This is a genomic window from Acidimicrobiia bacterium, from assembly GCA_040878325.1.
GTDB lineage: Bacteria > Actinomycetota > Acidimicrobiia > Spongiisociales > UBA11373 > JAUYIV01.
The window spans coordinates 84,878-104,484 of sequence record JBBDMM010000004.1 but is presented as its reverse complement, the minus strand read 5'-3'; the positions used below and the strand labels follow the sequence as shown (position 1 = coordinate 104,484).

Annotated in this window: 17 protein-coding genes; 8 read left to right on the top strand and 9 right to left on the bottom strand. The window is 67.1% G+C overall.

Annotation, left to right across the window (positions count from 1 at the left end):
• Positions 1-34 precede the first annotated feature (34 nt).
• On the bottom strand, positions 35-604 hold the full coding sequence (locus tag WD184_02465) for a DDE-type integrase/transposase/recombinase (protein ID MEX0825613.1): 570 nt from the start codon (positions 602-604) through the stop codon (positions 35-37).
• A gap of 504 nt (positions 605-1,108) precedes the next feature.
• Positions 1,109-3,847 (bottom strand): bifunctional [glutamine synthetase] adenylyltransferase/[glutamine synthetase]-adenylyl-L-tyrosine phosphorylase, encoded by a 2,739-nt coding sequence (locus WD184_02460; protein ID MEX0825612.1) that lies wholly within the window; start codon positions 3,845-3,847, stop codon positions 1,109-1,111.
• Between the two features lie 71 nt (positions 3,848-3,918).
• Between WD184_02460 and WD184_02455 the strand changes: the two genes are divergently transcribed.
• From WD184_02455 to WD184_02445, 3 genes are all read left to right on the top strand, one after another.
• A complete protein-coding gene (locus WD184_02455; protein ID MEX0825611.1) occupies positions 3,919-4,737 on the top strand; it encodes an aminotransferase class IV in 819 nt (272 codons plus the stop codon).
• A 125-nt stretch (positions 4,738-4,862) separates the two neighbouring features.
• Positions 4,863-6,380: a phosphoenolpyruvate carboxykinase gene (locus tag WD184_02450; protein MEX0825610.1), complete on the top strand. Its 1,518-nt coding sequence runs from the start codon at positions 4,863-4,865 to the stop codon at positions 6,378-6,380.
• Positions 6,377-6,802: a hypothetical protein gene (locus WD184_02445; GenBank protein ID MEX0825609.1), complete on the top strand. Its 426-nt coding sequence runs from the start codon at positions 6,377-6,379 to the stop codon at positions 6,800-6,802. Before WD184_02450 ends, WD184_02445 begins: the two co-directional genes overlap by 4 nt.
• Before the next feature lie 3 nt (positions 6,803-6,805).
• Here the strand turns inward: WD184_02445 and WD184_02440 are convergent, their stop codons facing one another.
• From WD184_02440 to WD184_02430, 3 genes are all read right to left on the bottom strand, one after another.
• On the bottom strand, positions 6,806-7,369 hold the full coding sequence (locus WD184_02440) for a dihydrofolate reductase family protein (protein MEX0825608.1): 564 nt from the start codon (positions 7,367-7,369) through the stop codon (positions 6,806-6,808).
• A 7-nt stretch (positions 7,370-7,376) separates the two neighbouring features.
• Positions 7,377-8,753, bottom strand: a complete 1,377-nt coding sequence (gene mgtE / locus WD184_02435) for a magnesium transporter (protein ID MEX0825607.1) — start codon at positions 8,751-8,753, stop codon at positions 7,377-7,379.
• A 483-nt stretch (positions 8,754-9,236) separates the two neighbouring features.
• Positions 9,237-10,427: an acyl-CoA dehydrogenase family protein gene (locus WD184_02430; protein ID MEX0825606.1), complete on the bottom strand. Its 1,191-nt coding sequence runs from the start codon at positions 10,425-10,427 to the stop codon at positions 9,237-9,239.
• Positions 10,428-10,629: 202 nt separating this feature from the next.
• Between WD184_02430 and selD the strand changes: the two genes are divergently transcribed.
• The 3 genes from selD to WD184_02415 all read left to right on the top strand — a co-directional run bounded on the left by selD (position 10,630) and on the right by WD184_02415 (position 13,167).
• Entirely contained in the window at positions 10,630-11,667 is a 1,038-nt protein-coding gene (selD, locus tag WD184_02425; GenBank protein MEX0825605.1) for a selenide, water dikinase SelD, read from the top strand.
• Positions 11,664-12,110, top strand: a complete 447-nt coding sequence (locus tag WD184_02420; GenBank protein MEX0825604.1) for a hypothetical protein — start codon at positions 11,664-11,666, stop codon at positions 12,108-12,110. Before selD ends, WD184_02420 begins: the two co-directional genes overlap by 4 nt.
• A gap of 154 nt (positions 12,111-12,264) precedes the next feature.
• A complete protein-coding gene (locus WD184_02415) occupies positions 12,265-13,167 on the top strand; it encodes an alpha/beta fold hydrolase (protein ID MEX0825603.1) in 903 nt (300 codons plus the stop codon).
• Between the two features lie 26 nt (positions 13,168-13,193).
• Here WD184_02415 and WD184_02410 read toward each other — a convergent pair whose 3' ends face one another.
• Together WD184_02410 and WD184_02405 are read right to left on the bottom strand one after the other, a co-directional pair.
• Positions 13,194-14,048: a heme o synthase gene (locus WD184_02410; protein ID MEX0825602.1), complete on the bottom strand. Its 855-nt coding sequence runs from the start codon at positions 14,046-14,048 to the stop codon at positions 13,194-13,196.
• Positions 14,045-14,932 carry a COX15/CtaA family protein gene (locus tag WD184_02405; protein ID MEX0825601.1) on the bottom strand — a complete coding sequence of 296 codons (888 nt, stop codon included), beginning with the start codon at positions 14,930-14,932 and terminating at the stop codon, positions 14,045-14,047. Before WD184_02405 ends, WD184_02410 begins: the two co-directional genes overlap by 4 nt.
• 475 nt (positions 14,933-15,407) lie before the next feature.
• Between WD184_02405 and WD184_02400 the strand changes: the two genes are divergently transcribed.
• Together WD184_02400 and WD184_02395 are read left to right on the top strand one after the other, a co-directional pair.
• Positions 15,408-16,295 (top strand): prolipoprotein diacylglyceryl transferase family protein, encoded by an 888-nt coding sequence (locus WD184_02400; protein ID MEX0825600.1) that lies wholly within the window; start codon positions 15,408-15,410, stop codon positions 16,293-16,295.
• Positions 16,295-17,323 (top strand): phosphotransferase family protein, encoded by a 1,029-nt coding sequence (locus tag WD184_02395; GenBank protein MEX0825599.1) that lies wholly within the window; start codon positions 16,295-16,297, stop codon positions 17,321-17,323. The genes WD184_02400 and WD184_02395 overlap by 1 nt, the downstream gene beginning before the upstream one ends.
• 21 nt (positions 17,324-17,344) lie before the next feature.
• On the opposite strand, the gene WD184_02390 is transcribed toward WD184_02395, so the two are convergent.
• Together WD184_02390 and WD184_02385 are read right to left on the bottom strand one after the other, a co-directional pair.
• Positions 17,345-18,418: a peptidoglycan DD-metalloendopeptidase family protein gene (locus WD184_02390; GenBank protein ID MEX0825598.1), complete on the bottom strand. Its 1,074-nt coding sequence runs from the start codon at positions 18,416-18,418 to the stop codon at positions 17,345-17,347.
• A 160-nt stretch (positions 18,419-18,578) separates the two neighbouring features.
• Entirely contained in the window at positions 18,579-19,583 is a 1,005-nt protein-coding gene (locus WD184_02385; GenBank protein ID MEX0825597.1) for an NAD(P)H-dependent glycerol-3-phosphate dehydrogenase, read from the bottom strand.
• Positions 19,584-19,607 lie beyond the last annotated feature (24 nt).

Below are 19,607 nucleotides of genomic sequence, written 5' to 3'. Positions count from 1 at the left end.
GACAGCAACCGCTGCCGGGACAACCAAGCCGCCACTAAACCCGGGGCGATTCAAAGGCGGGTTTCCAGCATTCGTCGAGGATGGTGTGTTGGACCTGTTCGACTTTGCCGTTGGATTGGGGTCGTCCGGGGGCGATCAGTCGATGCCGCACCCCAAGGCTGGCGAGAGCTTCGGGGAAGCGGTGGTCGACGAACTCGTTGCCTCGGTCGGTGGAGACCTGTTTGAAGGGCCATCCCCATGAGGCGAGGTCGGCGGCGACCCGCTGGGCGAGGGTGGTGGTGTGGACTGCGGAGGGATTCCTCGCTGTGGTGTGCAGCTCGGCCCACACAAACGATGAAGCGACATCGATAGCGGTGTATTGCCACACCACCCCTGGGGTCTTGGCCACCCCAAGGCGGGCCTCTTTCAACGTTCCGAGATGGAAACAGTCCATCTGGACCAGGTCCCCGGGCTGATCGGCAGCCAGTTTCCCCACCCGAGACTGGTTCCGCTGCGGAAGGGCCACCGCGGCTTGATGCATCCCCCGTGAGGCGGCCATCAACCGCCAGCGACGTTCCCTGGTGTTGAGCTGATGGGCCCGCAGGATCCGCCATACCTGCGACATCGACCCCACCTCGACTCCACGGCTTCTCAGCTCATAGAACAACCGGCGGGACCCCACGGCGGATTCCCCAACGCCAACGAGACCACCTCAGACTCCAGACGCAACCGCTGCGGCGACTTCGCCCGACCCCGACCCGGCCGACCACACAGCCCCTCGATCCCCTCCCGTTCAATCCGATGGACCCAGTCGTAGTAAGTCGAATAGTGGATCCCCGCCCGCCGGCAACCCTCCCTAATCGACGGTGCCGCCACCACCACCGCCAACAACCGCATCCGATGCTGAGCAATAACCTGTTCCATACGCACAGCGGCGCTCCCTTCGGGCCTAGTAACACCCGAAAGGATGCGCCGCTGGCGCGTCACCACCAAACCGTCGGCCAACAACCGCGAGAGATCACCCGAAGGGGGAGGTGGATGCCGAGCGAAGCGAAGGCAGACGAAGGGGGCGCTCAGATCAAACGCGTCTTTGGAGCGTGGCCCCGGATTGCGGGGCCGGAAGGGCCCGTTACCAAAACCTCGCCTCCATCACTCTCCGGGCTCGGCGGGTTACTCGGCGGTATTGCTCGCGGAGGGTGGAGCGGGGGTTGATGTCGTAGCCGAGGGATCGGGCGAGGCGGGCGGCCTCTTCGGCGTCGCTGGGTAGCGAGTCGCGGCCGCGGCCTTCACGGAGGAACAGGCGGTTGCGGGCGGTGGCACAGAATCGGTAGGCGTCGGCCAGCGCGGTCGCCTCGTCGAGGGTGAGCAGGCCGGCGGTCTCGAGGGCGGCGACCGCTTCGAGGGTCGAAGGCGTACGGATCGAGGGGTCGGCGAAACCGTGCTCCATCTGCAGCAACTGGACGGTCCATTCCACGTCCGACATGCCGCCGCGGCCGAGCTTCATGTGGAAGTCGGGGTCCTCACCCATCGGGATCCGCTCCTGCTCCACTCGAACCTTCATCGCTCGGATCTGGCGTCGCTGCTCATCACTCAGATTGGGGGGATGGGCGCGAGCCGCCGCCTGCGCGGCGAACTCGGTACCCAGGTCGGGGTCGCCGGCGGCAGCACGTGCCCGCAGCAGTGATTGGAACTCCCAGGTTTCCGCCCACCGATCCCAATACGCCTCATACGAGTCGAGGGAACGGGCGATCACTCCCTTCTTGCCTTCAGGCCTGAGGTCCAGGTCGATCTCGAAGGAGGGGAGGTCAAGTGAGGAGCGTTCGATCAGGGCGACAAAGGCCTCGACGGCACGGGCCGCCGCCTGGTCGTCTTCGGCGGAGCCCGACCCGCGGAACACCAGCAGGGCGTCGAGGTCGCTCGCATAGTTGAGTTCGCGTCCGCCCCACTTCCCCATGGCGATGACGGCGATCGGGGGGACATCGGCACCGACGGATTCCACTGCCTCATCGAGGGCTGCCGCCACCACGGCATCCGCGGTGTCGGACAGGCGATGCCCCACCTCGTCCACGGTGGCCAGTCCGGCGACGTCGGCGGCAGAGATCACCAGAAGTCGCTCTGCCCCAAACCGATGGAGCGCCTGGGCGCGCGAGTCGGCGTCGCCGCGGACCATCAGCCTCGACCGTGCCTCGGCGGCGAGCGCGTCCCGGTCGGCGATTTCGGCCAGGGCGGTGTCGTCGCCGAGGAGGGGAAGGGTGGGGGGGAGCCGATCGATCAGGCGGCCGGCGAGCCGCGAGGTTCCTAACAACAGGCAGAGCCGTTCGGCCGTGGCCGGGTTGTCGCGCAGCACCGGCACCACCGTGTCGTGTCCGGCCGCGGTCGTCACCAGCAGGCGCAGTTGGGCGAGGCCGAGATCGGGGTCGGGCGACTCGGACACCCAACCCATCATCAGCGGGAGCAATTGCTGCATGAGACGGCTGCGGCGGGAGAGCCCGGTGGTCAGGTCCTGCAGAGCACTGCGAGTGGCTTCCGAATCGGTGAAGCCGAAGGCGGCAGCCTGGCGGTCGGCGCGAGGATCGGTGGCGGCGGAGGCGAACGCTTCGAGCAGCGGGCGGTAGAAGAGCCGTTCGTGGATGGTGCGAACCAGCGAGCGTCGTTCGACGAGAGTCCGCTCGAACCGCGCCAGGGCGGTGTCGGCCGCATCGTCGCGGAGCCCCATTGCCTTGGCGATCCTCGCCCGGCCTTCTGGATCGGACGGAAGGGTGTGGGTCTGCCGCAGGTCGTAGAGCTGAATCCGGTGCTCGACGTTGCGCAACCACCGGTAGGCGTCGGCGAGGTCGAGGGCATCCTGGTGGCGGATGTACTCGCCTTCGCCGAGAAGGGTCAGCGCATCGAGCGTGTTGGCGCTCCGCAGGAGAGGGTCGGCCCGCCCGTGGACGAGTTGCAGCAACTGGACGGCGAACTCGACATCGCGGATGCCGCCCACGCCACGCTTCAACTCGTCATCACCGCCCGCCTCCTGTTCGGTACGCGCCTTCATCGCCCGGATGCTGCGGACCGCGTCGGCGCCAAGCGTGTCAGGAAAGACGAACGGGTCGACCGCATCGAGGAAGGCCCGGCCAAGCGCGGCGTCACCGGCCGCGGGCCGGGCCTTCAGCATCGCCTGGAACTCCCACGTCTCTGCCCACCGCTCCCAGTAGGCGCGGTACGAGTCGATCGAGCGCGACATCGGTCCCGACCGTCCCTCCGGTCGCAGGTCGGCATCCACCCGGAAGGCGATGCCATCGGATACCCGGCGCGCCAGCAGGTCGACGAACGACACGGCGATTCGTTCCGCCTCACCCTGGTCGCCGTCGTGGACGAACACCAGGTCGATGTCCGACGCGTAGTTGAGTTCCCGACCGCCCCACTTGCCGAGGGCGATCACCGCCACCCGGGTCGCCGAGTCGCCGGTGGCCACCTGCAGAGCCAGCCCGGCGGCGGCGTCGGCCACCTCGCTCAAGGCCCGCCCCACCCCCGGCATGTCGAGCCGGCCGGTGAGGTCGAGGGAAGCAATCCCCAGCAGATGGGCGGCCACCCCGCGCCGCAGCGCGTTGGCCGGCTCACCGTCGGCGAAGGTGACGGGAGGCGGCGTCTCCCAGGCGAGGATGTCCGTCGCGTCGTTCCCGAGTGACGATGCGATACCGGGCAGCGCTCGCGAGGCGCCACAGATCGCCACAAGTGCCTCGGCGAGATCGGCCCGGCCGAGTTCCTGCACGGCCTCGAGCAGCGATGCCAACCGCGCCACCGCCCCATCCGGCTCCGGCCCGCCCCGCAAGCCCCGCAGCGCGCTTGGCCCTAACGTCGCCTCGACAGATTCCCAGGAAGACACCCCCGAAGGGTACGGCGCAATGGCTGCCTGGCCGGCATGTCGCCACCTCACCCCGCGTAGTCTTCGGGTCGATGCGTGTTCTTATTGATGGCCGACCGGTGTCCGAGAGCGAGGCGTCTGTTTCGGTGCTCGACTGGGGGCTGCTCCGAGGGTTCGGGGTGTTCGAGGTGGTGCGTATCTACGGGAGCACGCCCTTTCGCCTTGACGCCCATCTCGCACGCCTGGAGCGGAGCGCCGGTGCCCTCGGTGTCCCGATGCCGGGGCGCGGCGACCTGGCTGAATGGATCGCGGCGCTCGCCGAGACAAACGGCGAGGGGCATGTGCGGCTGGTCCTCACTGGCGGCAGCCGCGACCACCCGGCGCTCGCCCCGTCCCGGGCGATACTCATTTGGGAGCCGAACCCGCCGGTCCCGGCCGAGATCCGGGTCATCCCGATGGCGGCACCGTGGCATCCCGCTGCCGATGTTGGAGGGTTCCCCGGGGTCAAGTGGACCTCCTATGCCCCGAACATGGCGGCGACCGACACAGCCCGGCGGGCCGGGTTCGATGACGCCCTGCTGATCGATCGGGACGGGATCGTGCTCGAGGGCCCCACTTTCACGGTCGCCTGGGCCCACGAAGGGCGGCTGGAGACCCCGTCTCTCGACCTTGGCATCCTCCACTCCATTACCCGGGAGGTGGTGCTGGAATGCGCCGAGGACTTGGAGGTTCAGGTCGCGCAGGGGCACTTTCCGGTCGGGCGGATGCGGACCGCTGACGAGGCGTTCGCCCTCTCCACTCTCAAGGAGATCAGACCGATCGTGCTTCTCGGTGAGACCGCCATCCCCACCGGGCCGGTGACGGGCCGGTTCGCCGACGCCTTTGCCGAGAAGGTGGCTGCCGAGACGTAGGGGGTGAGCGAATGGGTCGCTGGCTCATCAGGTCTCAGCCTGTGGCAAGCCGAGACCTGATCCCGGGGCGAGCCCATTCCCTCACCCCCTTAGACTGATCCGCCTCCCGACCCTGGAGACCGACCTTGGAGATTCGAGCGCGGTCGCTCATCGAAAACCCGGACGCCGCCGAGCTGCGGCGGCTCACCGAGGCACAGCCGACCAGCCATCTCACTACCTACGGCAACCTCGACGTGATCACCCATGTGACCGCCCGGTCGAAGCAGTCGACCGTCATCGTCACCGACGACCCTTCCTCGCACACCGACCCCACCATCACCCGTGCCGAGTACGAGGCGCTGGCGGCGCGCCAGGACGAGCACCTGCTCGGCAAGGACGTCGTCGTGCTCGACGGGTATATCGGCGACCATCCCGACGCCCGCGTGCGTACTCGCCTGGTGATCGAGAAGGAGAACGCCAACATCGCCGCCAAGCAGGCGCTGCTCTACTTCCCGGCCGACGACGACGCCGACCCCGAATTCCACGTCATCTATACCCCGTCGCTCACCGCCCCCGGCTACCCCGACGACCGGGTCATCGCCGTGGACCTCGACAACGGGGTCACCCGGGTGTTCAACGCCGACTACTTCGGCGAATCGAAGATGAGCGGCCTCCGCATGTGGGACGCCCTGATGTACCGGCGGGGTGGACTCGCCCTCCACAGCGGGCTCAAGGTGCTCGACGGCGACGGTGGTCGGAGGGTCGGCCTGGTGGTTGGCCTCTCCGGGACTGGCAAAACCACCACCACCTTCTCGCAGACCGGGGGAGGCTCGCCGGTGCAGGATGACTTCGTGGCCCTGTTCCCCGGCGGCAAGGTGTACGGCACCGAGAACGGAACGTTCGCCAAGGTGTACGGCCTGACCCCCGAGTCGGAGCCTGCGGTGTGGCACGGGGCAACCCAACCCGGTTCGTATCTGGAGAACGTGGCGATCGATGACAGCGGCCACGTCGACTTCCATGACAAGTCGCACACCGAGAACGGTCGGGCGGTGATCGCCGCGACCGACATTCCCGGCTTCCTGGCGCCTGCCAACGTCGACAAGGCCGACTTCATGCTGCTGCTCAACCGCAACGCCAGCATCATCCCCGCGGTGACCAGGCTGAATGCCGATCAGGCGGCTGCCTACTTCATGCTCGGTGAGACCCAGGGAACGAGTGCGGGCGGCAAGGCCGAGGCAGGCAAGTTCCTACGCGTGCCCGGCACCAATCCGTTCTTCGCGTATCGCCATGAGTGGCAGGCGAATCGCCTCCGGGAGATCCTCGACACCTGCGACATGGCGGTCTATGTGCTGAACACCGGGCGGGTGGGCGGCGGGGGAGACGACGACCGGTCGAAGAAGGTCACCCCGGAGATTTCGGCCGCCATCGTCGCCGGCATTGCCGCTGATTCGATCGAGTGGGAACTCGACCCGGACTTCGGCTACCTGGTGGCCACCTCGGTACCCGGGGTCGACGACCCCCATGTCCTCCGTCCACGGCTGCTCTACGAGTCCCAAGGCCGCTCTGAGGAGTACGCCGACTTGGTCGAAGAACTTCACGCCGACCGTCGAGCCCACATGGCCAAGTACCCCGATCTCCAACCGGAGATCGCCAACCTGGTGTGAGCGCCACCGAGGCGGCGGCCGCGGTCGATGACCTGTTTCGGCGGGCAGTCGAGAGCCCCGACGAGATCGACGATCCGGTGCTCGTCGACTGGTTGGCCGACGCCTCTGACTCGCTGGGGCCGCTCGTTTCCAGAGAGGATGCCCGGGTGCTGCGGCTGGCGGTCCGCCTCGCCCGCAAACTCGCCGGGTACTGGTCGGAGCGTCGCGACGCCACGCTCCCCGATTGGCGCAACGGAGTGGATGAGGCCCTTGGCTCGCGCGGCTGGGAGGTTCAACTCGACCTCGTCATGAACGCGTTGCGGCATGAACCCGACCCGGGTCTGTTCGAAGAGGCGAAGACCCGTTTCCGCGCCGCCCGGTTCGAGGAGTGGATGGAAGGCGTGGCGTACGAGGTGTGGGCGGCGGGTCGGGACTCCCGTTGAGGGTCAGTGGCGCAGATACCGCAGGAGGACGACGCCGTTGCCAAAGGCCCGGGTTTCCGCCAGCCGGAGGACCAGCATGGTGTCAGGCCGGGAGAACAATGGCTTCCCCCGACCGATGAGGACCGGGTGTACGTAGATCCGAAATTCGTCGATCAGGTCGTGCTCCATGAAGGACACGGCCAGGTCGGAGCCGCCGAGGAGCGGATCGCCGCCGGGTTGCGCTTTGAGTTCCTCGACTTCGGCGGGAACCACTTCCCGGACGATCGTGGTTTTCCAGTCGGCTTGCTTCAGAGTCCTCGAGTACACGAACTTGGGCATCTCCCGCCAGATGCGGGCGAACTCGATCATCGTGGGTGGGTTCGATGGGTTCTCGTCGGCTGTTGGCCAGAATGCCGCCATCAGCTCATGGGTGACACGCCCGCCGAGTAACGCACCCATGGTGGCGATCTCGTCGTTGAAGTGTTGGTGGAGCTCCTCGTCGACCATGTGCCAATCGATTTCTCGGTTCGGTCCCTCGATGAACCCGTCGAGGGACACCCCCGACATCAGGATCAGCTTTCGTGCCATGGCAGCCTCACAGAAGTAGTGCGGCGATTCCGAGGAACCCTCCGAAGCCGATCAGGTCGGTCACGGTGGTCATCAGGATATTCGAGCCGAGGGCCGGGTCCTTGCCGATTCGGTGCAAGAGCAACGGGATCCCGGTGCCGGCAAAGTTGGCGACGACCAGGTTGGCCAGCGACGCCAGACCCAGCACCAAGCCGATCCGGAGCTCCCCGGTGAAGAACCAGGCGATGGCCCCGGAGATCATTCCGACGGCGAGGCCATTCCACAGCCCCACCAAGACCTCGCGACCGATCACCCGTCCCACGATTCGTGAGGGGACTTCGTGGGCGGCGAGGGTTCTGATCACGACCGCCTGACTCTGGGCGCCGCCGTTGCCGCCCATTGACGCGACCACCGGCATATACGCCGCGAGGACCGTCAACCGGCCGATCAGCGGCTCGAACCGGCTGATCGTCACCGTCACCATCAACGCAGTGGCGAGGTTCAGCACCAGCCAGGGGAGGCGGTGTCGCACTGAGGTGGCGACCGGGGTGAAGATGGTCTCCTCGATGCCGGCACCGACCATCGCGGCGATGTCTTCGGTGGCCTCCCGTTGAACGGCCTCGATCACATCGTCGACATCGATGAGTCCGAGAAGCACTCCACGGTGGTCGACGACCGGCAGCGCCAGCAGGCCGTAGCGCTGGAAGATGGCAGCCACCTCCTCGCGGTCGACCTCGGGGCGCACCGCCATCGGACTCGCCACGATCGCCTCGTTGAGGGGTGTCTCCGGGGTGGCGAACACCAGGTCGCGGAACGAGACCACTCCGACCAGCCGGCTGTCGGCGTCGACCACGTAGACGTAGTTGAGGTTGTGCACCCGCTCGTGTAGGCGGCGGAGCTCCTCGATCGCCGCGCCTGCGGTGAGGCCCAGCGGGATGGTTGCCGGGCCCGAACTCATCAGCCCGCCGGCTGAATCCTGCGGGTACCGGAGAAGGTCGAGGATGTCGTCGACCTGCCGGTCAGAGAGCTCATCGAAGATGGCGGTGCGGGCCTCCGCCCCCAGGTGCTCGACGATGTCGGCTGCCTCGTGGGCCTCCAGCTCGGCGACCATCCCCGCCGCCTCTGCCGGATGAAGCTCCTCGAGGAGATCGGCCGCTGCCTCGTCCTGCATCTCCTCGAGGACGTCGGCCGCCTCGGTGGGGGAGAGGTCCGAGATCAGCTCGGCCGCCGCCTCCTCGCCGATCGCCTCGAGAATGTCGGCGGCGTCATGCGGATCTGACTCGGCGAGGGAACTCCACTCCTCCTCGTGCGCCTCGAGATACTCCTCCGCTTCCCGCGGCCGCCGCCGCGCAAGATCGCGAATGGCGAGAGCCAGATCGCGAGGACGACGCAGCCGGAGTCTCATGGGCAGGAGTGTAAGGGGGGACCTCGCTGCGCTCGGCCCCGCAATTCGCAATTCGCAATTCGCAATTCGACGGAGCGGGGCCTCTCGTCGCTGGGCCTGCAATGCGCGATGCGCGATGCGCGGACGGCCGATCGCACTCGGGGAGTCCGACCGACCAGCGTCTGGCTGGTGGCTGGTGGCTGGTGGCTGGTGGCTGGTGGCTGGAGGCTGGAGGCTGGAGACTGGAGGCTAAGAAATAGGCCCGGGGCCATCGCTGACCCCGGGCCTATTTCAGTGGGTGGCAGGCCCTTGAGGGGGTCACGAGGACCTGCGCAGGTGGTGCCAGTGGCACCGAGGGCGGCATGCTAGCCAGAGGCAATCCGAGGGCAACTCAGTCGATGGTCGATGGTCGATGGTCGGTCACCGCCATCGCTCGCCGATAGAACTCCATCGTCGACGGCGGATGGCGGAAGGCCTTCTTGCTGGAGGCTGGAGGCTGGAGGCCTACCCTTTTGGCTCTCGCGGCAGATCCAAGACTCGCTCACCAATGATGTTGCGCATGATCTCGTCGGAGCCGCCGGCGATCTTGACTCCGGGGTAGCCGAGGAAGGCGAGGCCCCAGGTGCCCCCGGCGAGGGCGTCGTTGCCAAGCAGCATTCCCCGGGGGCCCTGTACTTCGACTGCGAAGTTGGCGAGGCGTTCTAGCAGGCCCGAGAGCAGCAGCTTGGCGGCGGACCCCTCGGCAGTGGGGATCTGGCCCTGGGCGAGTTTGGCGATGATCCGGCCGGCGTGCTGCTGGAGCACCATGGTCCTGATAGAGAGGTCCGCCAACTGGTCGCGGGTGGGGCCGGTAAGGGCGTCCCTCCCTGTGGCCCGGGCGACCTCGGCCAGCAGACGGGCGAGCGCATCGGATCCTGACGAGCCGGCGAGGCCGCCGACGGCACCGATCGAGGTCCGCTCGTTCATCAGCGTGGTGAGCGCCACCGACCACCCCATCCCCGGACCGCCGATCAAGGCGTCATTCGGCACCCGGGCTTCCGACATGTAGACCTCGTTGAACGAAGCGCCCCCGGTCATCTGGCGCAGCGGCCGTACCTCGACCCCCGTTTGGTCCATGTCGATCCCGAAGTACGAGAGGCCGTTGTGCTTGGGGGCGTCGGGGTCGGTGCGGGCGAGCAGCATCCCCCACCTCGAGAAGTGGGCACCACTGGTCCACACCTTTTGCCCGTCGACCACCCATTCATCGCCGTCACGGACCGCCCGCGTCTGCACCGAGGCCACGTCGCTGCCGGCGTTCGGCTCGGAGAAGAGCTGGCACCAGATCTCCTCACCGCGCAGCATCGGAGCCAGCCAGCGGTCCTTCTGCTCCGACGTACCCCACGAGAGGATGGTGGGGCCTGCCATGCCGATGCCAATGTTGAAGATGTCGAGCGGCAGGTCGTAAGGGGCGGCTTCCTGCACCCACACGATCTGGTGCATGGGACCCAGGCCCCGCCCGCCGTACTCGGTCGGCCACGTGATGCCTGCCCATCCGGCATCGGCCAGCTTCGCCTGCCACTCCTTGGCCCGGACCACATAGGCAGCTTCGTCGGGTCGCTCGATGAACACCGCCGCCGGGTTGTCGTCCCCCGAGCGGCGGGGAACATTTGCCTCGAGCCAGGACCGAGCCTCGTTCCGAAACGCGTCGACGTCCATTAGGAGAAGGGTAGAGAGGGCGAAGAGAGTCAAGAGTCAAGAGCCAAGAGTCAAGAGCCAGCCTTCCGCCTTCCGCCTTCCGCAAGAGGACCAGGCTCCCTGTTGCTCGTTTGGTCTGAGCGCCCCCTCCCCAAGGAACCCAGAGGTTTCCCGTACTCCCCCCTCCGAGGGGAGAAACGCGAGGCCCCCTTACACTCTCGGGATGCCCGACGACACCCGACTGACTTCCTACTCCCATGGGGCGGGATGCGCTTGCAAGTTGGCTCAGTACGAGCTGGCCGAGATCATCGGGGCGCTCGACGGGTCGGTGCCGCTGACGCATCCGGACCTGCTGGTAGGAATCGAGGCTTCGGACGACGCCGGGGTGTACCGAATCTCCGACGACCTCGCCATCGTGCAGACGGTCGATTTCTTCACCCCGATCGTCGACGAGCCCGACGACTGGGGTCGGATCACCGCCGCCAACGCCCTGTCGGATGTCTACGCCATGGGGGGCCGACCCCTCACCGCTCTTCAGGTGGTGGCATGGCCACGCGACACCCTGCCGTTCTCGTTGCTGAGCCAGGTGATTGGGGGGGCGGGAGAGATATTGCGAAAGGCGGGGGTGACCATCGTCGGCGGGCATTCGGTCGACGACCCCGAGCCGAAGTTCGGGATGGCCATCACCGGGGTGATTCACCCCGACCGGGTGCTCCGCAACCGCGGCGCCCGCCCCGACGACGTGCTGGTGCTGACCAAGCGGCTCGGGACCGGCCTGGTGTCGACGGCGATCAAGCGAGGGCTGGCGGACCGGTCGGTTCGAGATGCGGCGGTGGCGTCGATGATTGAACTGAATGAACGCGCCGGCAACGCCGCGGTGGCGGCAGGGGCGTCGGCAGCAACCGACGTCACCGGGTTCGGACTGCTGGGGCATCTGAAGGAAATGCTCGGCGATACCGTGGGAGCAGAAATCGACGCCACCTCGGTGCCGCACCTGCCTGGGGCGCGGAAGTTCGCCGAGGACGGGGTCGTCGCCGGTGGCACTCGCCGCAACCTCCAACATGCCGAAGGTTTCACCGACTTTTGCGGCGTTGACGAGGCCACCAGGATCCTTCTCGCCGACGCGCAGACCAGTGGGGGGCTTTTGGTCGCCTTGGCCCCGGGCAGCGTCGAGCCGTTCACGGATGGCTTCGGAGGCGAGGTGTGGACCATTGGCCGCTTCACCGATGAAGGTCGCGGGGAGATTCGAGTCGTTGGATGACTGACCGCGAACGACTCGAGGCGATCACCTCTGCCCTATCGATCGGTCGCGTCGAGCGTCACATCTTCCTCTGCGCCGACCAGACAACCCCGTTGTGCGCCCCGCGCGAGGAGACAACCCGGGTGTGGGCCCACCTGAAGCGACGCCTCTGGGAGTTGGGCTTGGCATCGGCTCCGCCGGCCTGGCGGGGCAAGCCTGAGGCGCCACCGCTTCCAGTCGAGCCCGGCACCGGGACGGTGCTGCGGAACAAGGTGGACTGCCTCCGCATCTGCGAACAGGGCCCTATCGCCGTCGTCTACCCCGACGGCACCTGGTACCACCACGTGACCGAGGAAGTGCTCGACAGGATCATCGAGGAGCACCTGGTCGGTGGCCGGCCGGTGGACGAGTATGTGTTCGCGGTGGATGCATTGCGTCTCCCGCCGGTTTCCGGGGGGAGGTAGGAGGGGGGCAGCGGTCCCTGCGAGCAGGCTGGTCCCGGTTCTGGAGGGGTGGTTGGCATGCTCGCAGGGTCAGCTGCCCCCTCCGTCACCGCCGAAGACGGCGGCGCCACCTCCCCCGCCGAGGACGGCGGAGGAGGACGATATCCTCGACCCCGTGAAAGGCCTTCTCAAGACCTCCGTTGGCGCCTGGATGTTGTGGCGGCTGTTCGGGCCGGAGACATCTCCGCGGTTTCGCGGGGTCCAGTCGCGACCAGCGGGGCCGACGGGCCGGACCATCGTCGCGGGCCGACAGGAGTTTCTGGTGCGCGAGGCCGGGCCGCCCGATGGGCCGCCGATCGTTCTGCTTCACGGATGGCTCTACGACGGCTTCCTCACCTGGCATCGGGTGCTTCCGCTGCTGGCCGATCGGTACCGCGTGATCAACCTCGACTTGCGAAACCACGGCAAGTCCGACCGCATGCGCGGTCGTTTTGAGATCTCCGATCTCGCCGACGATGTCGCCCGGGCCTTCGACATTCTCGGGATCGGCGGCATCCCGGTGGCCGGCTTCTCGATGGGGGGCATGACCGCCCAGGAACTCGCCATCCGCCACCCGGGACGGGCATCACACCTGATCCTCGGGGGAACGGCGGCCCATCCGGTCGACCGGCCCCGGTCGTTGACCGTGCCTGCCTTCGTGTTGGGACGGGCAATCAGTCGGGTCGATCGATTCCTGCTCCCGCGGTTGGCGCACGGCTACTTGATGCGAAACGGCGTGATCCCCGCGGAGCACGCTGCATGGCTGTGGCAGAACCTCCTCGACCGTGACACCGACCTGTACTACGAGGGAGGGTTCGCCATCTTGCGGTTCGACGTTCGGGACCGCCTGCCCGACATCGACACCCCGACGCTTTGCATCATTCCCACCGACGATCAGCTGGTCCCTTCACGCCTGCAGTACGAGACCGCCTCCTTCATCCCCGGTGCCTCGGTGCTCGAACTGGTAGGCGCCAAGCACGAGGCGGTGCTGACGCACGCGGATGAGATCGGGAAGGCGATCCTGGCCTTCCTGGAGTAGCGGAATCTGCAGCAGCCCGCTGCCGCTCAGGTCAGCACGTCCAACATCGCCGCGCTGAACAGCAGCGTGAGGTAGACGTTGGAGAACTTGAAGACACCCATCGCCTTTCCCCGGTCGCGGGCCAGCATCAGCGTGGATCCGATGAAGGCGGCGCCCAGTAGCACTGCCGAGATCAGGTAGATCGGGCCGAGGGACGCCGCCGGATAGAGCATCAGCGAAACGAAGGAAACGGCCGCCGCATAGAGCGTGATCTGGAGCGTCGTCTCCTTCTCGCCGGCTACCACCGGCAGCATCGGTACCCCCGCCCGGGCGTAATCCTCTTCGAATCGGAGAGCGAGGGCCCAGAAGTGGGCCGGCGTCCAGAAGAACACGACGGCGAAGAGAATCCACGCTGGCAACGCCAGCGACCCGGTGACCGCCGCCCACCCCACCAACGCGGGCACCGCCCCCGCCGCACCGCCGATGACGATGTTCTGTGGAGTCGTCCGCTTGAGCAGCATCGTGTACACGAACACATAGAAGGCGAAGGCGGCGGTCGCCAGCATCGCTGCCAGCAGCGTGGTGGTCGTCCAGAGCCAGAAGAAGCCCATCAGGCCCAGCACGACCCCGAGTACCAGCGCCTCGTTTGGCCCGACCGCGTTGGACGGCAGCCCCCGGTGCTTCGTGCGTTCCATGTGCACGTCGATGTCTCGGTCGACAAAGTTGTTGATTGCGTTGGCCCCACCCGCCGAAAGGACCCCACCCAGGAGCGTTGCACCGACCAGCCCCCAACCGGGCCAGCCATCGGCGGCCAGCACCATCGCCGGCACCGTGGTGATCAGCAAGAGCTCGATGATCCGCGGCTTGATGAGGCCGATGTAGGCGGATACTCGGGCGGTCACGCCATCACCTCGGCTCGCTCCGAGAGCGCAGTGCTTCCGATGACCACGAGCCCGATCCACAGGACATCGGCTATCAGCAGATGCACCACCTGCATCCACACGGGGGCAGCGAGGGCGATGTTGACGACTCCGGCCGTCAATTGGGTCACCACGACCGCGGCCAGGTACCCGCGCATGCGATCCGGCACCGGTAGCACCCGCGCCAGGTGAAGGAGATACAGGCCCGTCCCCACCGCCAGCACCGGGTGCACCCATCGCAGGCTCACCAGGAAGCTCCCCGAGTGGTCTACCCCCACCTCGTGCGGTGGGAAGAGGGTGTCGCCGAGGGCGGTGATCGCTCCGGTCGCCCCAACCAGGATCAGTGCCCCGGCACCGATGCCGACCAGCCAGGCGGTCGCCCGGTGTGGCCGACGGGGAGGCACCGGCCGCCCCGACGCCCACCACGCGGTGGCAGTCAGCGCGGCCAGCAACAGGAAAGTGTTGACCAGATGCACGGTGATCGATACGGCGCGACCCGCCGAGCGGTCGTCGCCGACCCACTCGAACAGCACCAGGGCGGCACCGATCAGCGCCTCGTTCACGATCAACACGCCTGAGGCGATGGCGGCGATGCGCACCGGATCGCCTCGTCGGCGCGTCCGGATCGCCCAGAGCACCAGGATGGCGACGAGAACGAGGGCGACCCCGCTCGAGGCGCGGTGGCCGAACTCGATGAAGCGCTCCGCCGAGCCCGACAACGGGACCACATCCCCCCCGCAAGTGGGCCAATGCGAGCCACAACCCGCCCCCGAACCGGTGGCCCGCACCACGGCCCCGAACAAGATCACTCCCACGTTGAACACCAGGGTGCCGAGGGCGAAGCGAGCAAAGCGGCGATCGGTCACGGTGGGGGAGCGTACATCGCCTCCCGCCTCCCGCAGGAGGGCGTCCTCCCCTGCCGTCTTCGGCGGGGGAGGTGCCGAAGCGAAGCGAGGCGGAGGGGGCAGCGGAGACAGCGTGCGATCTGACCATTTCTTCAAGAACGGGTCCAGTCCCGCTCGCAGGGTCAGCTGCCCCCTCCCCCTTCGGGCGTCTCCCCCCGGAGGCCGGGGGGAGACGTATAAGTGTCTCCTGGGGCGCGATACGATCCCAGTACAAAGGGGGTGAGAGCTTGAAGAAGTTGATAGTCCTGCTGATCGTCGTGGCGGTGGGCGTGCTCATCGCCCGGCAGATCTCGCAATCGCAAACGAACTGACAGACCAACACCGACCAGGAGCCGGCCCACCAGGGCCGGCTCTTTGCGTTGGGAGCCCGCGCCACTGTGACGCCCTCTTGCCGGCAGCGGGAAGCGGGTAGCGGGCAGCGGGTAATCTGCCCGCCATGGTCTCGTTGGTCGCTTCGATCTCCTATCCGCCGATTCCGATCTTCCACGTGGGGCCGTTTCGGTTGTCGCTGCATGGGCTGATGGCGGGCGTCGGGTTCGTGGTGGGGGCGATCCTCATGCTCCGGGAGGCCCGGCGGCGGGGATTCGACGAGGTGAAGATCACCTCGGTGCTCACCTGGGCGTTGGTCGGGTCGATCCTCGGGGCGCGGCTCTTCACCGTCCCGGCTCACCTCGATGAAGGCCTGATCGAAGCGCTCCAGCCCTTCAAGAGCTTTTCGATCATGGGCGGCTTCGCCGGCGGCATCCTGGTCGGAGCCTGGCGGATGCGGATGCTGGGCCTCAACGTGCTGGTCCACATGGACCTGGCGGCGGTCGGCCTGGCGATCGGCACCGTCGTCGGCCGCATCGGCGACCTCTTCATCGTGGAGCACCTCGGCGCCAGGACGAACTTCTTCCTCGGCTACCTGCTCAAGCCGGGCTACGACGTCGCCCCCCAGCACGACGCGCTCGAGCGGCTTTGTGAGACGGCCGGCGAGTGCGGCCCGTACCACCACGCCGGGTTATACGACATGCTCGGAGCGGGCGTGCTGTTGGGGCTGCTTTATCTCGTTGCGCGGCGGTGGACCAACATCCGCTACGGCGCCCTCATCTTCATGTGGGCTGCCTGGTACGGATTCCAGCGTTTCCTGATCGACGTCACCAGAAACAACGACCTGCCCAATGCGGACGCCACCGCGGGTCCGTTCACCTGGAACCAGTGGACCGGGCTCACCGTCGGGTTGCTGGCGACGGCGGTCTTTCTCTGGATCATCATCCGCAAGCAGACCCCGGTCGTGTCGTCCGAGGAAGACGCGGCTCGGGGTGCGGTCATCTCCTCCGAATAGTGGACACCGCACCAATCCGGCCCGACGAGCGGTTCGACGAAGTGCGGGTGGAGGCGTTCCTCAGAGCAGAGATGCCGGAGGCGATTGGTGATCTTCCGTTGGCGTTCGAACAGTTCCCGGGGGGGAAGGCCAACCTCACATATCTGGCGCGTGCCGGGACCACCGAACTGGTGCTGCGGCGACCTCCGCTAGGCCCGCTGGCTTCCGGAGCCCACGACATGGCCCGCGAGTTTCGGGTGCTTTCGGTGCTCCACCGCAGCTACCCGAAGGCACCTCGAGCATTCGTCCTCTGCGAGGACGCCGCGATCATGGGGGCCCCGTTCTTCGTGATGGAGCGGCGTCACGGCCATGTGGTTCGCGAGTCGTGGCCGCCCGGGCTCGAGGTGGACGATGCCTTCCGCCACCAGGTCGGGACCAAATTGGTCGACGCACTCGCCGAACTCCATCTGGTCGATCACGAGGCGCTGGGTTTGGGCGATCTAGGACGGCCCGACGGGTTCGTCGAACGCCAGGTGGCAGGGTGGTCGGGCCGCTGGGAGCGCGCCAAGGACCGTGACCTACCAGCGATGGAAGAGGTCGCCCGTCGGCTGGCTGCGGCGGTCCCGACACCGCAGGCGGCGACCTTGCTCCACAACGATTTCAAGCTCGACAACACGATGATCGATGACGGTGGGTCGATCGTGGCCGTATTCGACTGGGACATGTCGACGACCGGGGACCCTCTCGTCGACGTGGGCACCACCTTGGCCTATTGGTCAGGTGGCGGACTGGGATCGTTCGCGGCGGCTGATTCGGTGGTGCTGGGCGACGCCTTCGGGCCGCCGGACATCATCGAACGCTATGCCGATGCCACCGGCTTCGACCTGGCAGGGATCGACTGGTACCGCGCCTTGGGGCTGTTCCGCATCGCGGTCATCGTTCAGCAGATCCACATCCGCTGGGTTCGGGGGCAGACGAAGGACGGCCGGTTCGAGGGTCTGGGAGAACTGGTTCCCCCTATGGCCGAGGCCGCGATCGATTTGCTCTAGGGGGTGCGGCTCGGGAAGCCGTCATTTGATGATGGCGCCGGTCACACTTTCGATGGCGAACAGCCGATCTCCGTTGCTGGCCACTCCCGTAGCAAGATCGACGGTGATGCTGCCACGGGCAATCGAGTAGTCGACCCGGTCATTGCCCGGCCCTCCCCTGATCTTGTTGCGGCTGCCCTCCACCGTGATGGTGTCGTCATCGGAGCCCGCCTTCACCCGGTCCCGTCCCTTGCCGGGGAAGATCCGGTCGGGCCCCTTGCCGCCGAGGATGGTGTCCTTGCCATCTCCACCGAACAGGCGGTCATTGCCTGCCCCCCCGTTGACGTAGTCGGTCCCATCGAGAGCGCAGACGACGTCGTCACCTGCGCCGGCGTAGATCACATCGTTGCCGTTGGTGCCGAGGATCACGTCGTCGCCATCCGTCCCCTGGAGCGGCACTCCAGGCGTCACCGTGAGCGTCGGCAGCAGGCCGTCGCATCGGGTCGGTGTCGGATTCGATCGCGCGGCGATGAGGGCTTCATATGGATTCACGAGAATTCCTTGAGGGTCCTTGAGCTCGAAGTGGAGATGCGGTGAAGTGCCTTCGGCGTTGCCCGAGTCGCCCACCCATCCGATGAGCTGGCCGGCATGGACGTGGACGCCGGGGAGGATACCGGGAGCGACTCCCCAACCGTTCCCGTCATCGGTGCCCGGGGTGTCGTTGTTGAGGTGGATGTACCACGACTCCCAGCCGTCATCGTGGTCGAGGGCGAGGGTGCAGCAACGATCGGGTGGGGGGATCTCGTCACGCGACCAGTTGACGTACTTGACCGTGCCGGAGGCCGCGGCGTAGACCGGAGTCATCTTGGGCGCCATGAGGTCCTGGGCGTGATGGATCGTGTTGCCGCCGCGCGCCGAGTAGAAGGTGTCGTTGAAGAACGGGTTCCCCTCGACGGGGAACGCCAGGGGATAGTCGACCATCTCTCCGAATACGTGTTCGTCGCCGTCGGCGTAGGGAGGGGAGTGGTGGGCCGCGGCGATCGGGGTCACGGCCAGGGCGACGGCCAATAGCGAGGCCCCGAGCGCGATTCGATTCAACGGCTGCCGACGTGTCATGGCTGGTCCCATCGGCAGTTGGTTGGCCGAAACTTGAACCCACCGTAGGGGGGTGAGCGAACTAGTCGCGGGCTTCATCAGGTCGAGGTCGAGACCTGATCCCGGTGCGAGGACATTCGCTCGCCCCCACGCGCTAGCGAGATTCGTGCCGGATCGGGCACTAGGACAGGCCGTGTAACTCCGACTTCGCGCCACGGGTCATCAGCGCCCGGACCATGTCGGCCGGCTTGAGCCCGTCATAGAGCACCCCACCCACGGCCTTGGCGATCGGCATCTCGATCTGATGCCGCTCGGCGAGGGCGAGCACTGCTTCGGTGGTCTTCACCCCTTCCGCCACCATCCGCATCTCCTCGGTGATCTCGCGCAACGAGCGCCCCCGGCCGAGCTCGACCCCCACGGTGCGGTTGCGGCTCTGGGCACTGAAGCAGGTAGCCACGAGGTCGCCCATGCCGGCGAGCCCGGCGAAGGTGAGGGGTTGGCCGCCCATGGCAATGCCGAGACGAGTCAGTTCTGCCAGCGCCCGGGTCACCAGCGCCGCCATCGAGTTGTCTCCATAGCCAAGGCCGTGAGCCATTCCGGCGGCGATCGCCATCACATTCTTGAGGGCGCCTGCGGACTCGCATCCGATCACGTCGGGGTTGGTGTAGACCCGAAATGTCGGACCCATGAGCAGTGCCTGCAGCCTGGCTCCCACCGTTTCGTCAGGCATGCCGACTACTGCCGCGGCCGGTTGGCCGGCGGCTATCTCGCGAGCCAGGTTGGGGCCGGTGAGGACGCCGACGGAACTCGGATCTACATCGAGCACGTCGAGAACCACCTCGGTCATGCGATTCAGGGTTCCGGTCTCGATGCCCTTGGTGAGGCTGAAGATCGGTACGTCTCGCGGAGCCGCGTCGCCGGCGGAGACGAGGACGTCGCGGAACCCGTGCGACGGCACCGCCATGATCACCATCTCGCTGCCGGTGAGGGCGTCCTCCAGGTCGCTGGTCGCCCGCAGCCGGTCGGGCAACACGGTGTCGGCCAGGTAGTCGGGGTTGACCCGTTCGTGCTGGATGCGAGCGGCGAGGTCTTCGCGACGGGCCCAAAGGACAGTGTCGGTGGTCGCGGCGGCGAGGGCGGCCACGGCGGTGCCCCACGATCCCGCCCCGATGACACTCACTCGCATCCGCGCACCGTAACGAGCGGTGGG

What these genes read in the sequence shown, in the direction of transcription:
- WD184_02465 (MEX0825613.1), bottom strand. Translation starts at nt 604, where the DNA reads ATGTCGCAGGTATGGCGGATCCTGCGGGCCCATCAGCTCAACACCAGG.
- WD184_02455 (MEX0825611.1), top strand. Translation starts at nt 3,919, where the DNA reads ATGCGTGTTCTTATTGATGGCCGACCGGTGTCCGAGAGCGAGGCGTCT.
- WD184_02440 (MEX0825608.1), bottom strand. Translation starts at nt 7,369, where the DNA reads ATGGCACGAAAGCTGATCCTGATGTCGGGGGTGTCCCTCGACGGGTTC.
- mgtE (MEX0825607.1), bottom strand. Translation starts at nt 8,753, where the DNA reads ATGAGACTCCGGCTGCGTCGTCCTCGCGATCTGGCTCTCGCCATTCGC.
- WD184_02430 (MEX0825606.1), bottom strand. Translation starts at nt 10,427, where the DNA reads ATGGACGTCGACGCGTTTCGGAACGAGGCTCGGTCCTGGCTCGAGGCA.
- selD (MEX0825605.1), top strand. Translation starts at nt 10,630, where the DNA reads ATGCCCGACGACACCCGACTGACTTCCTACTCCCATGGGGCGGGATGC.
- WD184_02420 (MEX0825604.1), top strand. Translation starts at nt 11,664, where the DNA reads ATGACTGACCGCGAACGACTCGAGGCGATCACCTCTGCCCTATCGATC.
- WD184_02400 (MEX0825600.1), top strand. Translation starts at nt 15,408, where the DNA reads ATGGTCTCGTTGGTCGCTTCGATCTCCTATCCGCCGATTCCGATCTTC.
- WD184_02390 (MEX0825598.1), bottom strand. Translation starts at nt 18,418, where the DNA reads ATGACACGTCGGCAGCCGTTGAATCGAATCGCGCTCGGGGCCTCGCTA.
- WD184_02385 (MEX0825597.1), bottom strand. Translation starts at nt 19,583, where the DNA reads ATGCGAGTGAGTGTCATCGGGGCGGGATCGTGGGGCACCGCCGTGGCC.